Annotated in this window: 16 protein-coding genes; 9 read left to right on the plus strand and 7 right to left on the minus strand. The window is 66.9% G+C overall.

The genetic code is table 11. The annotated features are described in order from the left end of the window. The first annotated feature begins 249 nt into the window (after positions 1-249). Positions 250-933, plus strand: a complete 684-nt coding sequence (locus NOV74_RS01290; protein ID WP_257308599.1) for a DUF6445 family protein — start codon at positions 250-252, stop codon at positions 931-933. Between the two features lie 48 nt (positions 934-981). Here the strand turns inward: NOV74_RS01290 and ftcD are convergent, their stop codons facing one another. Then, on the minus strand, positions 982-2,829 hold the full coding sequence (gene ftcD / locus NOV74_RS01295) for a glutamate formimidoyltransferase (protein WP_257308601.1): 1,848 nt from the start codon (positions 2,827-2,829) through the stop codon (positions 982-984). A 110-nt stretch (positions 2,830-2,939) separates the two neighbouring features. Here ftcD and NOV74_RS01300 point away from each other — a divergent pair, with 110 nt between their 5' ends. Continuing rightward, on the plus strand, positions 2,940-3,548 hold the full coding sequence (locus NOV74_RS01300) for a YajG family lipoprotein (RefSeq protein WP_257308602.1): 609 nt from the start codon (positions 2,940-2,942) through the stop codon (positions 3,546-3,548). Between the two features lie 10 nt (positions 3,549-3,558). Here NOV74_RS01300 and NOV74_RS01305 read toward each other — a convergent pair whose 3' ends face one another. Then, positions 3,559-4,470, minus strand: a complete 912-nt coding sequence (locus NOV74_RS01305) for a 5'-nucleotidase (RefSeq protein WP_257308604.1) — start codon at positions 4,468-4,470, stop codon at positions 3,559-3,561. A 234-nt stretch (positions 4,471-4,704) separates the two neighbouring features. Here NOV74_RS01305 and NOV74_RS01310 point away from each other — a divergent pair, with 234 nt between their 5' ends. Beyond that, a complete protein-coding gene (locus NOV74_RS01310) occupies positions 4,705-5,739 on the plus strand; it encodes a cysteine desulfurase family protein (RefSeq protein ID WP_257308606.1) in 1,035 nt (344 codons plus the stop codon). A 33-nt stretch (positions 5,740-5,772) separates the two neighbouring features. Beyond that, positions 5,773-7,455, plus strand: coding sequence for an aspartate:alanine exchanger family transporter (locus NOV74_RS01315; RefSeq protein WP_257308607.1), 1,683 nt, complete (start codon positions 5,773-5,775; stop codon positions 7,453-7,455). 1 nt (position 7,456) lies between these two features. On the opposite strand, the gene NOV74_RS01320 is transcribed toward NOV74_RS01315, so the two are convergent. Further along, positions 7,457-8,629, minus strand: a complete 1,173-nt coding sequence (locus NOV74_RS01320; RefSeq protein WP_257308609.1) for an alkaline phosphatase family protein — start codon at positions 8,627-8,629, stop codon at positions 7,457-7,459. A 30-nt stretch (positions 8,630-8,659) separates the two neighbouring features. Between NOV74_RS01320 and NOV74_RS01325 the strand changes: the two genes are divergently transcribed. After that, positions 8,660-9,850 carry a class I SAM-dependent rRNA methyltransferase gene (locus tag NOV74_RS01325; protein WP_257308611.1) on the plus strand — a complete coding sequence of 397 codons (1,191 nt, stop codon included), beginning with the start codon at positions 8,660-8,662 and terminating at the stop codon, positions 9,848-9,850. Between the two features lie 132 nt (positions 9,851-9,982). On the opposite strand, the gene ttcA is transcribed toward NOV74_RS01325, so the two are convergent. Next, a complete protein-coding gene (gene ttcA, locus NOV74_RS01330; RefSeq protein WP_257308613.1) occupies positions 9,983-10,834 on the minus strand; it encodes a tRNA 2-thiocytidine(32) synthetase TtcA in 852 nt (283 codons plus the stop codon). 13 nt (positions 10,835-10,847) lie between these two features. Next, the gene (locus tag NOV74_RS01335; RefSeq protein ID WP_257308615.1) at positions 10,848-11,354 is read right to left on the minus strand and encodes an Rrf2 family transcriptional regulator; all 507 of its coding nucleotides are present in this window, start codon (positions 11,352-11,354) and stop codon (positions 10,848-10,850) included. Positions 11,355-11,439: 85 nt separating this feature from the next. On the opposite strand from NOV74_RS01335, the gene NOV74_RS01340 reads away from it, so the two are divergent. Beyond that, positions 11,440-12,012: a thioredoxin domain-containing protein gene (locus NOV74_RS01340; RefSeq protein ID WP_257308617.1), complete on the plus strand. Its 573-nt coding sequence runs from the start codon at positions 11,440-11,442 to the stop codon at positions 12,010-12,012. A 49-nt stretch (positions 12,013-12,061) separates the two neighbouring features. Beyond that, on the plus strand, positions 12,062-13,627 hold the full coding sequence (locus NOV74_RS01345) for an ABC transporter substrate-binding protein (RefSeq protein ID WP_257308618.1): 1,566 nt from the start codon (positions 12,062-12,064) through the stop codon (positions 13,625-13,627). Positions 13,628-13,650: 23 nt separating this feature from the next. Here the strand turns inward: NOV74_RS01345 and NOV74_RS01350 are convergent, their stop codons facing one another. Next, a complete protein-coding gene (locus NOV74_RS01350; protein ID WP_257308620.1) occupies positions 13,651-14,718 on the minus strand; it encodes a helix-turn-helix transcriptional regulator in 1,068 nt (355 codons plus the stop codon). 99 nt (positions 14,719-14,817) lie between these two features. On the opposite strand from NOV74_RS01350, the gene NOV74_RS01355 reads away from it, so the two are divergent. Beyond that, entirely contained in the window at positions 14,818-15,696 is an 879-nt protein-coding gene (locus NOV74_RS01355) for a DMT family transporter (protein ID WP_257308622.1), read from the plus strand. Between the two features lie 7 nt (positions 15,697-15,703). Here the strand turns inward: NOV74_RS01355 and NOV74_RS01360 are convergent, their stop codons facing one another. Next, positions 15,704-16,639 carry a tyrosine recombinase gene (locus NOV74_RS01360; RefSeq protein WP_257308623.1) on the minus strand — a complete coding sequence of 312 codons (936 nt, stop codon included), beginning with the start codon at positions 16,637-16,639 and terminating at the stop codon, positions 15,704-15,706. A 137-nt stretch (positions 16,640-16,776) separates the two neighbouring features. Here NOV74_RS01360 and acpP point away from each other — a divergent pair, with 137 nt between their 5' ends. Continuing rightward, positions 16,777-17,016 carry an acyl carrier protein gene (acpP, locus tag NOV74_RS01365; RefSeq protein ID WP_243288255.1) on the plus strand — a complete coding sequence of 80 codons (240 nt, stop codon included), beginning with the start codon at positions 16,777-16,779 and terminating at the stop codon, positions 17,014-17,016. Positions 17,017-17,062 lie beyond the last annotated feature (46 nt).

Below are 17,062 nucleotides of genomic sequence, written 5' to 3' on the forward strand. Positions count from 1 at the left end.
GCCCGGGACTCCCTGGTTAGGCCGTGGGGGCACTCAATATATTGCCAAAATCAACCCGTTTTTTTCTGACACTACTCCTCAAGTCCCGACACTCTAGAACCGAAGGGGTGGACAGGGAGCCTGTCAAAGGGCTATATGTTACGTGTTCACACATACTCTCCCCGGGGGGGGGAGTGGGGGGGTCGCAAGACCCCCCTTTTTTTATGTCCGAGGTAGGCTGGACGCTTTCCATCTTCCGGAGCATGCCCCATGCCCACGACCCCTCCGGTTCCCTCGCGGCTCCCGTCACTTCCCTACCGGAAGCCCACTGAAGGGCGGGACTTCTGGATCGTGGACGCGGTTCTGCCGGATGCTGAGGCGGTGGCTGCGCGCTTCCGGGCCTTGGAGGAATGGGAACTGGGCTTCCCGCATACCCGGGAGACGTGGCCGGGCATGCGCTCCCGAAACGCCCTGAGCCCGGAGGAACTGGAACTCATCGAGACCCAGGTCCGCAAGCTCACAGGTGCGAAGCGCCTCTGGACCGAGACCGCGCCCGATGGTGCCTATCTCAACCACAACGTGGTGCAGGTGGTCGGGGCCAACGAGTCCGGGCCAAGGCCTCACACGGATTCCCGCAGCCTCTGTCGCTACGCGGCCGTCATCTACCTCACCCCCCGGGCACCCGCAAACGCCGGCACCACTTTCTATCGGCTGCGTTACCCCAACGGCGCCCTCAGCGGAAACCTCTGTCCGCCGCCGCACGCGAACCTGCGCGAAGCCCTGGGCGTCACGGGGCTGCCGCTTCAGGCTTGGCATCCGGATGTCTCCGTGGCCAATGTCTTCAACCGCCTGCTGCTCTATCGCGCGGATCTGGTGCACTCCGCGACCAGCTACTTCGGTCACGACCTCGCCACCAAGCGCATGACCGCGCTGTTTTTCTGGATGGCGGAGTAGAACACCCCCGGCTTCGCCAGGGATGTCCTACTCGGATGAGAATGACGGCTACTTCTTCGCCTTGTTCAGCCGGTCCAAAAGCTTCTGATCCACATGGTCCGTGATGACTTTTAATTTCTCACCAGCTTGCGTCAGCAAGCTGGCGCACTCCCGCTGCATGTCGGCGACGTAGGCCGCATCCGTGATGTCCTTGAGGTTGATGACCACGTTCCAGATGCCGCCGCGTACGCCAGCGTAGGCCATCTGGGCCCCCACAGCCGCGTCGGTGATGGACGCCACCTTGCCCAGGCGGGCGGCCTCGCCGGCCAGTTCCAGGGCTTCGAGGCTGGTCTTTGCCGTATCCAGGGGCACGTCGATGGCCACCTTGAGCCCGGCCTGCATGGCGGCCTGGCGGGCGGCCTTCTGCTCGGGGGTGGCGTCCGGCAGGCGCCGCGCGTCCATGAAGGCGTTGAAGGCGTTGGTGTCGGCGTCGACGGCCACCATGAGGCGATCCTTCAGCGCTTGGGCCTGTTCAGCCAGGACGATGAGCTTGGCGTCCTTCTCGGCGTCCGGCCCGCCCTGAGCCAGGTTGGCCACCATGCTGGCCAGCGCCGCGCCCAGGCTGCCCGCCAGGGCCGCGATGGAGCCGCCGCCGGGGGCCGGCGTGTCGCGGCTGACCTCGTCCGTGAAGGCGTGGACGGGCATGGCGACGAGGGCCTTCGCATCGTAGGTGGGCAGGCCCAGCACCTTCTTCTCGATGTCGAAGGGCGCCACATCGCCGAGGCCCATGGAGAACACGGCGGTCTGGAGGATGTCGGAGGCGGGCACGCCCGTGGACTTGCCCATGGCCTTCAGGTAGTGGCGGCCGGAGGCCAGCAGGCACTGGAAAGGCACCAGTCCTACGATCTCGCTGCCCGTGACCACCAGGCCCCGCTCGGCCGCGAGGCGACGGGCCTCTTCCAGCACGGTATGGGGAGCCGTCTGCTTGTAGTCCGTGAGGTTCACGCTGATCTGGGCCCGGCGGTACGTGTCCACGTACCAGCCGATGGCCTTGCAGTGGTTGAAGGTGCCGCGGCGGCGGACCTTCTGGCCTACCGGTTTCGCGGGATCGACATCGTTCAGCCGCATGAGGGCGGGGAGGTCGTAGCCGTGGGCGGAGGCGCAGTGGTCCACCGTTTCCTGCCAGGTGCCGCCTGTGAAGTCGCAGTTGCCGCAGGGGAACGATCCTTCGGCGTAGTAGATCAGCTCGCCGGCCTGGTAGTAGGGCTTCACGCGGCCGCGCCGGGCCACGCGGCCCTTCTCGCGCAGTTCGAAGGCGATGTCCGTGGCGTGGGCCTTGTCGGCGCTGTTCAGCGTCACGTTGTAGGCCACCAGGAACTCCCGGGCGCCGATGATGGTGGCCCCAGCGCCAGGGTTGTAGGCCGCGGCGAAGTCCGGTGCCCACTGGGGGTCCCGCAGCTTCTTCTCCAGGCCTTCGTACTCGCCGCGGCGCACCTCGGCCAGGTTGCGGCGCTCGGGCCGCGACGCGGCGGACTCGTAGAGGTAGACGGGGATGGCCAGCTCGGCGGCCACGCGGGCGCCCAGTCGGCGGGCCAGCTCCGCGCAATCCTCCATGGTCATGCCCTCCACGGGCACGAAGGGCACCACGTCCGTGGCGCCCATGCGGGGATGGGCCCCGTGGTGCTGGCGCATGTCGATGACCTTGGCAGCCTCGGCGATGCACGCGAAGGCCCCCGCCAGCACCACATCTGGCTCGCCGACGAACGTGATCACCGTACGGTTGGTATCCGCGCCCGGGTCCACATCCAGCACCTGAACCCCGGACACGGCGCTGATGGCGTCCACCACCTGCTTGATCTTCGCGGCATCCCGGCCTTCCGAGATGTTCGGCACGCACTCCACCAGCTTGCGGGACATGATTCCTCCGGAACGTCCAAGTCTAGCAGTGGCGCACGTTTGATGCGGAGCAGACGGGTTTATTGACCTAGAGATATATAATCTGGGCAGATTTCCCACAAGGAGGAGTCATGCCTTCGCTCTTGAAGTTCACGGGTGGTGTTGCGGCTGCCTGCCTGCTGGCCGGGGTCGGGTGTGCCTTCACGACGGAGACCATCCACATCGAGTATCCGGCGCCCGTTTCCGTCGAGAAGATCAAGGGGGCGGAGGCCATCAAGGTCAAGGTGGAGGTCAGGGATCTGCGGTCGAAACCCACACGGGAAGTGGCCAAGAAGATCAACGGTTTCGGTTCGGAGACGGCCTCCATCTTCAATGACGAGGATGTGCAACTGCTCGTGAAGCGCTCGGTCGAGACCGAACTGCGGGCCCGCGGGTACAACCTCGAAGGCGGCAAGGTGCCGCTCCAGATCGAGTTGTTGACGTTCATGCATCGCTACAACGCCGGGTTCTTCTCCGGTGACAGTCAGGCCGAAGTGAGCTTTGTGGTGCGGGTCAGAGATGCCCAGGGGAAGGAGCTCTACACTGATACCTTCATGGATGTCTTCAAGCATGCGATCGGGTACGCCGGTGGCGGCAATGTGAAGCAGGCTTATGAACAGGCCCTCCCAGGCGCCATCCGGAAGCTCATGGGCAAGGCGGAATTCCACGCAGCTCTGGCCAAGGCAGCGGAAGGCTCCTGAACACCCGCTATCAATCCTTTGACGTCTCGTTTTTCACGCCGCTGACCACATGCCCCGTGGGTCCTACTTTGGCGGCGGTGTCGCAGTAGCCGGTCTGGTCGTCGAAGAAGAAGTCGGGTTCGAATTCACGAAGGAAGTCGGCCTTCTCCAGGCCGCCCAGGAACATGGCCTCGTCCACCTGGATGTTCCAGGCCATGAGCGTACGGATGGCGCGCTCGTGGGCAGGGGCGCTGCGGGCAGTGACGAGGGCGGTGCGGATGCGCATGGGCGCGTCCGTGCCCATGTCCTGCAGAGGCTGCAGGGCCTGGAGCAGGGGCTTGAAGGGGCCGGGGGGCAGGGGGATCGCCGCCCGTTCGATTTCGTGGGCCTGGAAGGCCGCCAGGCCGCCCTGGGCATACACGCGCTCCGCCTCGTCGCTGAACAGCACGGCGTCACCGTCAAAGGCGATGCGGATCTCGTCCGAATGCCTGTCGGCGGCCAGGGTGCTGTCCGGATAGACCCGAGCGGCGGCGAACCCCGCGTTGAGGGCGGCGCGGACGTCTTCCTCCTTGGCGGAGAGAAACAGGTTCGCGCCCAGGGAGGTGAGGTAGGGATAGGGATTCCGGCCCCGGGTGAAGACGCCGCGCTCCAGCTGGAGGTTCGACTCCTGGGCGCTGCGGAAGACCCGCAGGCCACTCACCGGATCGTTGCGCGAGAGGATCACCACGGCCACGCGGTTCTCCCCCTCGGTATTGAAGGCCAGCAGCTTCTTCACCAGCGGAAACGCCACGCCTGGCTTGGCGGGCATATCCAGTCGCGAGAGCTGGAGCTCCATGTACGCCCGGTCGTCGGCTTCCTCGAAGACCCGGTTCTCCTCCTCGAAGTCGAAGAGCGCGCGGCTCGAGATGGCCACCACAAGCTTACCTTCCAGGGATTTGGGCATGCACCAGGGTAGCTCGGGAGGAATAGACAGGACATCTGGAACCGGAGATGTCGCGGATTCCGCAGATGAAATGAAAGGAGGAGATGAGAACCACCAAGAACACAAAGGGCACAAAAATAGTTTTTGTGTTCTTTATGGCCATGGCTTTCCCTTTCTTCCCCCCTGCGGAACGCCCGATCAGCCACCGGATTTCATCTGCGCGATCTGCGCCATCTGCGGTTGAATGTCTTCTCTATGGACCGCCTCTACTTCGACGCCAACGCCACGACGCCGCCCCATCCCGACGTGGTGGAGGCGGTACGGCGGGCGATGGTGGAGGACTGGGCCAACCCCACCAGCACGCACCGGGAGGGCCAGCGGGCGCGGTTCCGCCTCGAGGAGGCCCGCCGGGAACTCGCGACACTCCTGAAGGTGGCGCCGGGAGAGCTGGTGATCTGCGCCAGCGCCACCGAAGCCCTGCACCTGCTCATCCGCGGCCTTCACCCGGCCCTGGGGGACCGGCCTGCGGCGGTGTTCCCGGGGGAGCACAGCGCCTGCCTGAACCCCCTGCGGGACTGGTCGCGGGTGAGTTGGCTGCCGGAGATTCCCGTGGACTGCGCCACGGTGGTGCAGATGGCCGCCAGCAACGAGACGGGGATCCTCTACGGGATGCCGACCGTGCTGGATGCGGTCCGCGTCAAAGACTGCTGCCAGGCCTGGGGCAAGGTGCCCGTGGACCTGTCGGACTGCGATGCCGCCGTGTTCAGTGGCCACAAGATGGGCGGCCCCAGGGGCGCGGCCCTGCTGTGGATGCGGCCTGGCCTGCCCTGGGAGCCCGTCATGGAAGGCCCCCAGGAGCGCCGCCGGCGGGGCGGCACGGAGGATCTTCCCGCCATCCTGGGCCTGGCAGCAGCGGCGCGTCACTTGACGGAGCGTCAAGCCCAGAACGGCGCATTGGCCTCGGTTCGCGATGCTTTCGAGGGGGAAATCACCGCCTGGGGTCGCGACATCGAGGTCATCGGCCAGGGCTCGCCCCGTCTGCCGAATACAAGTTGCGTGCTGTTCCGGGGCCGCAACGGCGAGGCCCTGCAGGTGGCCCTGGATCTGGCGGGCTTCGCCGTCAGCACCGGCAGCGCCTGTCACAGCGGGGCGGTGAAGCCCAGTCATGCAATCTTGACCTTGGGGTATAGTTCGGACGACGCGCGATCGGTGCTTCGCTTCTCGATGCTCCCAGACGCGCGGCCCGACGAAGTGGAGGCCCTGGTGGCCGCCCTCCGGCGGTTGACATGAGCCCCTAGGAAGGCCATCAGGCGCGGAGCGAGCATGATCGAGCGGACCCTCTTCTTCTTCGCGCAGAACCCGCTCCTGATGCTGTTCGCCGTGGTGGCGCTGGGCTACCCCATCAGCAAGATCCGCATTGCCGGGGCCTCCTTTGGCATCGCCAGCATCCTCTTTGCAGGCATCGCCCTGGGGGCACTGGTCATGGCGCCGGGCCTGGATCCGGGCCTCAAGAAGGACATCTCGCGGGAGATGAAGCTGGTCTACGAACTGGGCCTGGCGGTGTTCGTCTACGCCATGGGGCTCTCCATCTCCCACAGCTTCTGGGCCGCCTTCAGCCGCGAGGGCATGCAGAAGAACGCCGTGGTCTTCCTCGTGATGGTCACCTCCACGCTCTTCGTCGTACTACTGGCGCGGATCATGGGCTTCAACGCCCGCTACGCCGCGGGCCTGCTCACTGGCAGCTTCACGAACATGCCCGCCCTGGCGGGCGTCATCGAGCGCGTGAAGTCCATGGGCGCAGGGCCCCTGGAGCTGGCCCAGCCCACGGTGGCCTCGGCCATAGCCTACCCCATCGGCGTGCTGGTGCCCATGCTGGTCATCCTCGTGAGCCCGCGGCTCTTCCGCGTGAACCTGCAGGCGGAGGCGGACGGCCTCAAGGACTACCAGACCGGCCATCACAAGCTGGAGGTGTGGACGCTAAGGGTGACGAAGCCTGAGGCGGAGACCCTCACGAAGCGTGAGATCCGCACGGCCGGCCGGTTCCAGGTGGTCTTCGGGCGCGTGCTGCGCAACGCGGAGCTGCTCCTGCCGGGGCCGGATTTCCGGCTGAAGCTGGGCGACCTGGTGACGGTGGTGGGGTCGCCGGACGATCTCGTCCGGGTGGCGGCCCTCATCGGGGAACGCAGCCATGTGGAGCTGGACCGGGACCAGAGCGCGCTGGACGCCACGCGGGTCTTCGTCTCCAACTGGGATGTGGTGGGGGTGCCCCTCGGCAAGCTGGACCTGGTGAACAAGCGCCAGGCCATCATCACCCGCGTGCGACGGGGGGATCTCTGGTTCGTGCCGGCGGGCGACACGGTGCTGGAACTCGGCGACCGGGTTCGCGTCACCACCCGCCGGGACAACATCGAGGCCATCGAGGCCTTCTTCGGGGACAGCTACCGCGCCCTCAGCGAGGTGAGCTTTCTCACCTTCGCCATGGGCCTGGCGGCGGGCCTGGCGCTCGGGCAGGTGCCCATCCCCTTGGGCCACGGCATCGTGTTCAAGCTCGGCTTCGCGGGCGGACCCCTGGCCGTGGCCCTCATCCTCGGCCGCTTCCACCGGATCGGCCCCCTGGTCTGGAACTTCCCCTACAGCGCCAACCACACCATCCGCCAGTTCGGGCTGGTGCTGTTCGCGGCGGGCATCGGCGTGATCTCCGGCGAGGGCTTCCGGGCCATCGTCTCCGGCAATGCCGGCGTGCTGCCCCTCTTTCTGGGCGCGGCCTTCCTGGTCTGCCTGATGGCCGATTCGCTCACCATGCTGATCGGGCACAAGGGTTTCGGCATCCCCCTCAACGTGATGTTCGGCATCGTGGCGGGCACGCACACCCAGCCGGTGGTGCTGGGGTACGCGAACCACCAGACGGGCAACGAACTGCCCAACGTGGGCTTCGCCACGGTGTATCCGCTGGCCACCATCCTCAAGATCGTCCTGGCGCAGGTGCTGCTGGCGCTGATCCGCTGAGTCAGCGGGCGAGCAGCGTCGCCACGGGCTTTCCGTCCGGAGCCTGCGCCCACCGGATGCCCAGCCACGATGCCGCGGTGGGGGCGATGTCCCAGGCGGGCACGTCCGCCAGGGGACCCCGGCCCGCGCCCAGCACCACCAGCCAGGACCGCATGGGCAGGGATTCCGGGGCGTAGGCATGGGCGCCGGCGCGGCCATGACGCTCGGATTCATCCTCGCGGCTGCTGCGGGCCTGGGAGAGCCAGGTGCCCAGGGGGGCCAGGACGACCACATCCCCCACCCGCGGACTCGCACCCAGGTGGTAGTGGGCGGGCACCGCTTCGCGGGGCCAGGCCTTCAGGCCGGCTTTCCGGAGGCGCGCCAGGGCGCGGGCCATGTCTCTGGGTTGTTTCAGGTAGACGTATGCGCTGCCGCCGTGGGTGATGAGATCCACCGGAATGCCGTCGAGGACGCTCGGCAGGTGCACGCGGCGCTTCATTGGGACCATGCCGTGGTCCGCCGTGAGGATCACCCGGAGGCCCGGATGGGCGGCCACCATGCGGGCAAGCCAGGGGGCGAGTTCGGCGTCGAGGGCGCGCAGCTTGGCCAGGGCCTCGGGACTGCGGGGGCCGTGCAGATGGCCCTCCTCGTCCGTTCCGGACAGGTAGGCCATGACCAGGCGGGCTTCATCCGCCAGGGCCGCTTCGCAGAAGGCCAAGCCCTCCGTGTCCGGCACGCCGAGCTTGAAGGGCTGCATGCGCCAGGGGGTCACACCCTCCCAGGGGCCGTTGGAACCGACCCAGTGGAAGACGGCCGTGCGGACCCCGCTACGGGTGGCGGCCACCCACAGCGGCTCCCGCAGGATGTCTTCCACCCGGTTGGCCGCCGCGACGCGCTGGCGATCCTCCGGGCGGAGGTAGCCGTTGGCCACGACGCCGTGGTGCTCGGGCCAGCAGCCGGTGGCCAGGGTGACGTGTCCATTGAAGGTCGTGGCGGGGAAGGGTGGGAGCACCGCCCCCTGCCGGCCCTGCTGCGCCAGGGCCCAAAGTTGCGGCATGGTGTCCGGCCGGAACTGATCGGCGCCCAGGCCGTCTTCGCTGATGAGCAGCACCGGGCTTGCGGTGGGAGTCGGTGGACTGCCGGCCCGGACGGGGAAGAAGGCGAGCAGGACGGCAAGCAGGGCGGAGCAGCGCATCCTTCCAGCCTAACAAGCTACCCTGGACCCATGAACACGCCCCGCTGGCCCTACCCCTTGCTCCGTCTGAAACCTGGCAAGGAGACCATGCTCTCCAAGCGCCATCCCTGGGTGTTCTCTGGGGCCTTGGCCCAGCCATCGGACGCCCACCTGGTGCGCCTCGCCGATGATTCAGGCCAGGTGCTCGGCGTGGGTACGGCCAGCCCCGCGAGCCCGCTGGCGGCGCGGATCTTCCGCTTCGAGGACGCGCCCCTGGACGAAGCCTTTTTCCGCTCGCGGTTCGAATCGGCTTTGGCCCTGCGCAAGGCACTGGGCCTGTGGAACCCCGAAGGAGGCTGTCGCTGGATCTTTGGCGAGGGCGACGGCCTGCCGGGCCTGGTCGTGGATCGCTACGCCCATGCCCTGGTGCTCCAGGTGGGCACGGCGGGGCTGGAGGTGCTGCGCGACACGTGGTGGCCCATCCTCTTCGAGCTGGGGAAGCGTGAAGGCATCGCCGCCTTCGTGGAGCGCAGCCAATCCGGCCGCCGGGAGGAGGGACTCGAGCCCGTGAATCGCCTGCTCAAAGGCAGCCTTGCGGGGCCTGTGACGGTGCACGAGGGCGCTGCACGGCTCGGCGTGGACCTCCTGCGGGGTCAGAAAACAGGATTCTTCTTGGACCAGCGGGCCCACCGGCTGCAGGTTGGCGCCCACGCCGAGGGCTGCCGCGTGCTCAACACCTTCGGCTACACCGGCGGATTCAGCATCCACGCGGGTCTGGGCGGCGCCTCGCAGGTGGCCACCCTGGACATCAGCACCCCGGCCCTGGACCAGGCGGAGCGCGACTGGGCCGCCAACGGCCTGGATCCCGCGGTCCACGTCCGCATGGAGGGCGATGCCTTCGAGCTGATGCGCCAACTGGAGCCCGGCGGTTGGGACCGCGTCATAGTGGACCCGCCCGCCTTCGCCAAGCAGCGCAAGGATGTGGACAAGGCCTTCAAGGCCTACAAGGACGTCTACCGCCTCGGTGCCCGGGCCACAGCGCCCGGTGGCATGCTCTGGGTCTTCTCCTGCAGCCAGCACCTGGACCGCACCCGCTTCCAGGAAGCCGTCTGGACCGCCCTGCTCGAAGCCGGTCGCGAAGCGCGCGTCCTGGCACACCTCGGCCAGCCCGCCGACCATCCCTACTCGCTGAACCATCCCGAAGGGTTCTACCTCAAGGGGCTGTGGCTGAGCTTGTCCTGAACGGAATGGGATAAGCGGAGGAGAGCGGAAAAGCGGAGGAAAGCGGAATACGAGAGGGCCTGTTTCAGTTCTCCGCTTTCCTCAGTTCCTCACCTCTCCTCCGCTTCCTTCCATTCCTTTTCGATGGCCAAATCAGCCCAGCCGCTCCACGGCCTCGTCGACGCCTGTGGCATGCAGGGCGCCGAGCTTCAAATCCAGCAGGTGGCTCAGCTTCACGTTGCCCATGGCGCCGAGCATGGAGGCCTTGAGGCGGGGGATGCTGCCTTCCATGGAAGCGATGAGTTCCTTCACCTGCTTGCGGCGGCTCTCCAGGCTGGAGCAACCGCAGAGAGGGCAGCCGCAGGGCACGATGGGGAAGCCGCGCAGCCAGGCGTAGCGCTGCAGGTCCTTCTCCTCGCAGGTGCCCAAGGGGCGTATCACCGTGTTGGCACCATCGTCGCTCACCAGGCGCAGAGGCATGGTGCTGAGGCGGCCTTCGAAGAACAGGTTGATGAGCAGCGTTTCGACGAGGTCATCCAGGTGATGGCCCAAGGCGATCTTCGTGTAGCGGTGCTGCTTGGCGAAGGAATAGAGCACGCCGCGCCGCAGCCGAGAGCAGATGATGCAGGGCAGCTCCTCTGGCTTGCTGCGCACCATCTTGTCGATGGGGGCGAGGATGATGTGGTGGGGCACGCCCAGTCGCTCGCAAGTCTCGGCGATGGGATCGGGGTTGAACTGCGGGAAGCCGGGATCCACCGTGACGGCTTCAACCGTGAAGTCGACGGGTGCCCGCTTGCGCAGCCGCTCCAAGACATCGAGCAAAGCCCAGGAATCCTTGCCACCGCTCACGGCCACCAGAATGCGGTCGCCCTCTTCGATGAGCTGGTAGGCCGCGTTGGTCTCACCCACACGGCGGGCGAGCTTCTTTTCCAGCTGGGGCAAGGTCTTGAGCTCAGCCTCGGTGGGTGGCAGGGCCAGGCTGGGAAGGGCGCAGGGATTACTCACAGGAAGGCTGACCCTACATCACGCCGCAGGCTTTGCGTTCGCCGCGGACGATCTGTCCCTGGACATCCTTCACGTACTCGGGGCAGGTGCAATCGGGACAAGTGTTGCTGGAGGTCTCAGAGCACAGGTCGGCGAAGGTCACTTTCTCCATGAAGGCGGAGATATGGTCTGAGAGGCGGTTCCAAAGCATGAGGCTCATGCGCTCATCGGCCATGAGGGCTTGATTCGCGGCCTTGGGATCTTCCTTGGCTACGGCATAGAAGCTGCTGTCCGTGAGGCGAAGGACCTCGCCCACACTCACCTGGTTGCAGGGCCGTGTGAGGATGTACCCGCCTTTGGGGCCGCGCACACTGGCAACGACACCGGCTTTTTTCAATTTGTTGAAGATCTGTTCGAGGAAGGGCAGGGAGAGCTTCTGGCGCTCGGCGATGACGTGCAAGGGTACCGGCTGGCCATGGCTGTGGTGGGCCAGGTCAAACAGGGCCTGCATGCTGTACCTGCCTCGGGCCGAGATCTTCACGAAAAATGCTCCAGGTTCCAGGCTAGTATTCCTGAGTGAATGAGTCAAGTTTATCGCATGGCTAGACTGGAACCCGGAGATCCCCATGAAAGCTGTCCTTCTGGCCTTCGGAACCCTGGGCCTGGCGGCCCAGCCCCCCGTCGTCCTCGCCCAACCGCCGGAAGCCCTTCCCGCCGGGGTACGCCTCGATGCTCGCGACCATCAGCCCCTGCTCCTGGGTGAAACGACCGCAAAGGCCATCCTGGCCCACCGGGCGATCTTCCGAGACAACCTGGCGGCGAGTCCGCTGCCTGCAGAGCTGAAGGCCCGCTGGAAGGCCGTGAGCCACCCGCTGACTCTGGTGGCGGTCTTCGGGTCCTGGTGCGGTGACAGCCAGTATCAGCTTCCGGATCTGCTGGCCCTGGAGGCGGATCCCAACCCCTTCATCGAGGTTCATTACCTGGGAGTCGACCGGGAGAAGCACCTCGCCGAGGCCGCGTGGCCCAAGGGTTGCGCACCCCAGGTGGTAGTCCGCGTCCCGACTTTCTACCTGTTCGCCACCCAGCCGGGGGGTGTGCAGACGTTGGTGGGGGCGGTGGTGGAGAACCCGCCGCGGGCGGGGCAACGCATGGCCGAGGCCCTGGTGGAACTGGCGGAAACCGCCCCCAAGCAGCCCTGAGGTGCACCGGATTTCAGGCCTTGGGCCAAAGGGCCGATGAGGGGGCACCATGCCTTGGCGCTCCCTCATCCTGATGACCTGCCTCCTCTGCGGCCTAGGCGCCGTGGAACCCATCCGGGTGGCGGTGGATGGCTGGACCACCCTGAACCCCCTCCTCATGACTCGAGATACGGACGGGGAGGCAGTGGATCTCGTCTTCGATCGCCTGGTGACCATGGACGCCCAAGGCACCTTCATCCCAGGGTTATTGCAGGGCTGGACGGTCCTCAAGGGTGGCCGGGAGGTCGTCCTGGACCTTCGCCCTGGCATGACCTGGCAAGATGGCACGCCCATCGAGGCCGAGGATCTGGTGTTCACCTGGCGGGCGCTGCGGCTTCCCCAGGTCCGGGCCGTTGCTGACACCGTCGGCGGGGTGGCTTCGCTGGACAGCCTGGTGGCCGAGGGGCCCCTGCGGGTGCGGATCCACCTGGCGCGGCCGCGGGGAACGCTGCTTTCCGATCTCTACAACTTCATCCCCGTGCCCCGCCGCCATTACCAGGTCGGCCCGAACCCCCTGATAGATCTCGTGAACTTCCAGCCCGTGGGCTCGGGCCCCTACCGGGTCGTCGGCCGGGCGACCACCACCCATTTAAGGCTGGAGCTCTGGCCCGGGTACAAGGGCGCCCATCCTGGGACCTGGCCTGCGTTTGAATTCTCGGATTCCACGGACGAGAAGAACTTGGTTCAGGCCCTCCTGGACCACCGCTACCATTACGCCTTGGTGGGCGGACTGCCGCACTACCTCGTCCGGAAGGGCGCCCGGGGCGGGGGGCAGCTCCAGGCCTACTCGGTGCCCCAGGCAGCCTTCGGGGCGTTTTTCCTCAACTGTGATCCCAAGCTGAGCCTGCTGGGCGATCTCGCCTTGCGCCAGGCCCTGGCGGAACTGGTGCCATGGAAAGAGCTGGCGCGCGCACGGCGCTTCTTCCCGGCCCGGTTGGCCTCATCGTTCTGGCCGCCGGAGAACTGGGCCCATGATGATTCTCCGCGACCTTTGCCTCAGATCGGGCGGGCCGAGGCGATCCTGGATGCCGCGGGATGGCGGATGGGCCCGGACGGCCTGCGCCATGACGAGAAAGGTCGCCCGTTGTCCCTGGTGGCCTACGAGCAGAACATGTCCGTCAGCCGGAGCACGGCCCGCCTCCTGGCGGAACAGGCGGCAAAAGTCGGCATGCACATCGAGGTCCGACGCCTGACATTTGAGGCCCTCACGGAGAAATCAGCCAATCATGATGGGGACATCTGGTCCTACGGGTGGACGACGTCCCTGGATCCCGACGTGGACGCCCCTCTGTTCACCAAGGAGGGTTACCGCACCAAGGCGAATGTGAGCAGCTACTTGAATCCGGAGGTAGACCGACTGTTCGAGGAGGGGCGCTACACGTTGGACCGGGTGTCCCGCCGGAAAATCTACCTGAAGCTCTCGGAGATCATCTGGCGGGACAAGCCCGTGATTCCCCTCAACTACATCCTGGTGCGGGTGCTCGCGGACGCCCGGCTCCGGGGTGTGTCCTTCAACGTGCTGGGGCAGGCCTACGGCTTCTGGCCGGGCAAGCGTGGTTGGAGGCTGGAGAACTAACGGTCGAGGCTGGAGAACAAGCGCTAAAGCCGATCGAAGTGAATGGTCTCCACCTTACCGGCCTTTCCCTTTGGGGCGTCCTCCCGCTCGCGGTCGCGGTCGCGCTCGGGACGGGGTTCGCGGTGGGGCTTCGCCTCGGGCCGGGCTTCGGTTCGAGCTTCGGGCTTCGCCTCCGCATGATGCCGAGGCTCATGCCGGCGTGATTCGGGCTCGTGCCGGCGGGGTTCCTGGTCCGGCCTGGGGGCAGGCTTTGGTGCTGGTAGGGCGGCCTGGCGCTCGCGGCCGGCCCACACGGCACCCACCTGCTTGATGCGATCCACCAGCCGGGCGGGCTCCAGCACCTGGATGCCGTCGCCGAACTGCATGGCCCAACGGGCGATGGCGCGAAGGTCCGTGGCCGTGAAGGTCACGAGTGCCTGGCCGTCGCCCTGTTCCTCGATCTTGAAGTGAGGGAAAGCCGGGGGCGCCTGCTTCACGGCGAAGACCCACTGCTTGAGCAGGGTGGCCTTGACGGGAATGGGCTCGCCGCCCAGCCAGCCGCCGATCTGGTTGGCGGGGGTGCCCTCGGCGTAGGGGCCCTGGGCCGCGCGGCCCACGCCCTCCACGTCGTTCACCTCGGCCAGGAGATCCACCCGGTGGTGGCGCTCGGCGTTGTAGCGGCGGTCCCAGCCCCAGACGTACCAGGCCTGGGCCAAGGCGTCGAAGGTCAGCTGCCGGGGCTCGAAAGTGCGAGGGGCGTTGGCGTCGGCGTCGGCGAAGATGAACTCCACGGGACGGCCTTCGCGGATCGCGGCCAGGATGGCCTCCACCAGAGGCGGCAAGGTGGAAGGTGGCGTGGCCTTCCGCATGGCGGGCTTCGGAGCCGGGGCGGTAGGAACAACGGCCACCGGGGCTTCCGGCGCGGCTTCAACGATCTTGGGGACCTTGGATTTCGCGGGCGCCTTGGTGGCTGGCTTGGCCTTGGGTTCCGCGGCCTCAGCCTTCTTGGGGGTCGCCTTCTTGGCGGGGGCGGCCTTGGCCTTGGTGGCGGGTTTCTCCACTTCGGGCGTTGTGCCGGTGGGCTTCTTGCGGGGGGCTTTGGTCACGGCCATGGGTCTGTGGCTCCTGGCCCATCATCGCCCATACCACCACAGCTGGTCCATGCCCATTTCGGTGGCGGCGACCTGTGCCCTTGCGGCCATGCTGGAAGGATGGGCCATCGCAATCTCCGCTTCGCCGCCGTCATGGGGCTCCACACCTTCATCTCCGCGGGGACCTTCCTGCTCGGGAAGACCGCCGCCGATGCGATCCCGACCTTGGCCCTGGGCCTGCTGCGTTTCCTCATCGCCGGGGCCGGGTTCCTGATCCTGGCTCGGCTGCGGCATCTGGAACTGTGGACCGTCGCCCGCGCGGAATGGCGGACCTACCTCCTGGCTGGGTTCCTGGGGGTGACCTTGAACCAGCTGGCCTTCCTCAGCGGATTGGCTTTCACGCTGCCCTCGCATGCGGCGCTGCTCTATGCGCTCACACCCACGGTGGTGCTGCTGCTGGCCTGGGCCCGCGGTCAGGAGCGGCCGGGGCCCCGGAAACTGGGTGGCCTGGCGCTGGCTTTCTCCGGGGTGCTGGTGCTGTTCTCGGACAAGGGGGGCGGCACTCTGCCGCCGCGGTGGATCCTGGGTGACCTCCTGGTGTTGGTGGCGGTCATCGCCTGGGCTGGCTACACAGTCATGAGTCGGCCCCTGGTCCAGAAACATGGAGCCCAGCGCGCCACCACGCTCTCCATCCTCTTCGGCCTTGCGATCTTCGCACCCCTCGGCGCCCTGGGCCTCCCGAAGCTGGTGGTGGCCACGGTGCCACCCATGGCCTGGGTGGGTCTGGTGTACCTCGGCCTGATGACCAGCGTGGCGTCGTACCTGCTCTGGTTTCACGCGCTCTCCACGAAGGAGCCGAGCCGCGTGGCCATCGCCACCAACGGCCAGCCGGTGGCCACCGCCATCCTGGCCTGGCTCTTCTATGGCCAGGCCATCACCCCGGCCTTTGCGGTGGGCGCGGTGCTGGTACTCGGAGGGGTCCTGCTGACGCAGTTGTGAGGGGTTGTCAGTTCTGGCTGCGGGGGTGCATCTGGTCGTAGAGTGCCCTCAGCCGGGTCTGATGGACATGGGTGTAGATCTGGGTCGTGCTGATGTCGGCGTGGCCGAGCATGGCCTGGACCGAGCGCAGGTCGGCACCGTGGTCGAGGAGGTGGGTGGCGAACGCGTGCCGCAGCACATGAGGACTCACGGCCTCGGCGCGGAGGCCCGCCGTGCGTGCGTAGCCTTTCAGCAGGCGCCAGAGGTGCTGTCGCGTGAGGCCCTCACCGCGCTGGCCCACAAAGAGCTCCCCGCCCTTCGGCCTGAAGCCTGGCCGCAAGGCCAGCCAGGCGCGGATCCACGTCTCGGCGCCCTGGCCGAAAGGAATGAGCCGCTCCTTCCTCCCTTTGCCCATGACCTTCAGGAAGCCTTCATCCAGGAACACCGACAAGGCCGGAAGCTCCGTCAGCTCGGAGACGCGGAGGCCGGAGGCGTAGAGCAGCTCCAGCCAGGCGCGATCCCGCACACCCAGCGGCGTGGCCGTGTCCGGAGCCTCGAGCAGGGCCTCCACCTGGCTTTCGCCCAGGGTACGGGGCAGGATGCGGGGCGGTCGCGGCGGTTTCACCACGGCCTCGGGTCCCGCCCCGCCACCGCCTTCCATGCGCAGGAAGGACAGGAAGGCGCGCAGGCTCGAACTCAGCCGGGCCAGGCTGCGGGGGGCTTTGCCCTCGGATTGCTGGGCCACGAGAAAGGCCGTGAGGTGGTCGCGGGTGAGGTCGGTGGCGGGGAGTTCCCGGCCGCAGGCCCAGACGGCCAGATGGTTCAGATCGGAGAGGTAGCCTGCGGCCGTGTGGGGCGACAGCCCTCGCTCCACCGTCACGAACGTGCGGAATTCCCTGAGGCTGGCGGCCCAGCCGAGGGGCCAGCCGTGCTCAGGTTCCTCGAGGGTCTTGGGGCGGGGCATGGGACCATCCTCCACGGCCTGGGTACCGGCGCAATCCTTACTGTCATGAGGCCCGGGGGTGGCCACCTTCTACCTGGAGTTTGGACATCGGGCTGGGGGTATGTTAGGGTTTCCAGGTTCGTTTGGAGGAGCCCACGATGGCTGATGTACGTAAGAAGGTCATTGCGATCATTGCTGAGCAGTTGGCCAAGCCCGAAGATTCCATCTCCGAGTCCAGCCATTTCGTCGACGACCTCGGCGCTGACAGCCTTGACACTGTCGAGATCATCATGGCCATCGAAGAGGCCTTCAGCCTCGAGATCCCCGAGAGTGAGCAGGAGAAGATCCGCACGGTGGGCGATGCCATCGCCTACATCGAGAAGCACGCGAAGGCTTGATCCAGAGCGATCGTGACGTGCCGCAGCGCCCCAGACGGCCCTGCGG

The sequence above is a fragment of the Geothrix fuzhouensis genome (assembly GCF_024609325.1).
GTDB classification, from domain to species: Bacteria; Acidobacteriota; Holophagae; order Holophagales; family Holophagaceae; genus Geothrix; species Geothrix fuzhouensis.

What these genes read in the sequence shown, in the direction of transcription:
- NOV74_RS01290 (WP_257308599.1), top strand. Translation starts at nt 250, where the DNA reads ATGCCCACGACCCCTCCGGTTCCCTCGCGGCTCCCGTCACTTCCCTAC.
- NOV74_RS01320 (WP_257308609.1), bottom strand. Translation starts at nt 8,629, where the DNA reads ATGCGCTGCTCCGCCCTGCTTGCCGTCCTGCTCGCCTTCTTCCCCGTC.
- NOV74_RS01360 (WP_257308623.1), bottom strand. Translation starts at nt 16,639, where the DNA reads ATGCCCCGCCCCAAGACCCTCGAGGAACCTGAGCACGGCTGGCCCCTC.
- NOV74_RS01315 (WP_257308607.1), top strand. Translation starts at nt 5,773, where the DNA reads ATGATCGAGCGGACCCTCTTCTTCTTCGCGCAGAACCCGCTCCTGATG.
- NOV74_RS01310 (WP_257308606.1), top strand. Translation starts at nt 4,705, where the DNA reads ATGGACCGCCTCTACTTCGACGCCAACGCCACGACGCCGCCCCATCCC.
- NOV74_RS01355 (WP_257308622.1), top strand. Translation starts at nt 14,818, where the DNA reads ATGGGCCATCGCAATCTCCGCTTCGCCGCCGTCATGGGGCTCCACACC.
- ftcD (WP_257308601.1), bottom strand. Translation starts at nt 2,829, where the DNA reads ATGTCCCGCAAGCTGGTGGAGTGCGTGCCGAACATCTCGGAAGGCCGG.
- NOV74_RS01300 (WP_257308602.1), top strand. Translation starts at nt 2,940, where the DNA reads ATGCCTTCGCTCTTGAAGTTCACGGGTGGTGTTGCGGCTGCCTGCCTG.
- NOV74_RS01340 (WP_257308617.1), top strand. Translation starts at nt 11,440, where the DNA reads ATGAAAGCTGTCCTTCTGGCCTTCGGAACCCTGGGCCTGGCGGCCCAG.
- NOV74_RS01345 (WP_257308618.1), top strand. Translation starts at nt 12,062, where the DNA reads ATGCCTTGGCGCTCCCTCATCCTGATGACCTGCCTCCTCTGCGGCCTA.
- NOV74_RS01350 (WP_257308620.1), bottom strand. Translation starts at nt 14,718, where the DNA reads ATGGCCGTGACCAAAGCCCCCCGCAAGAAGCCCACCGGCACAACGCCC.
- NOV74_RS01305 (WP_257308604.1), bottom strand. Translation starts at nt 4,470, where the DNA reads ATGCCCAAATCCCTGGAAGGTAAGCTTGTGGTGGCCATCTCGAGCCGC.
- NOV74_RS01325 (WP_257308611.1), top strand. Translation starts at nt 8,660, where the DNA reads ATGAACACGCCCCGCTGGCCCTACCCCTTGCTCCGTCTGAAACCTGGC.
- acpP (WP_243288255.1), top strand. Translation starts at nt 16,777, where the DNA reads ATGGCTGATGTACGTAAGAAGGTCATTGCGATCATTGCTGAGCAGTTG.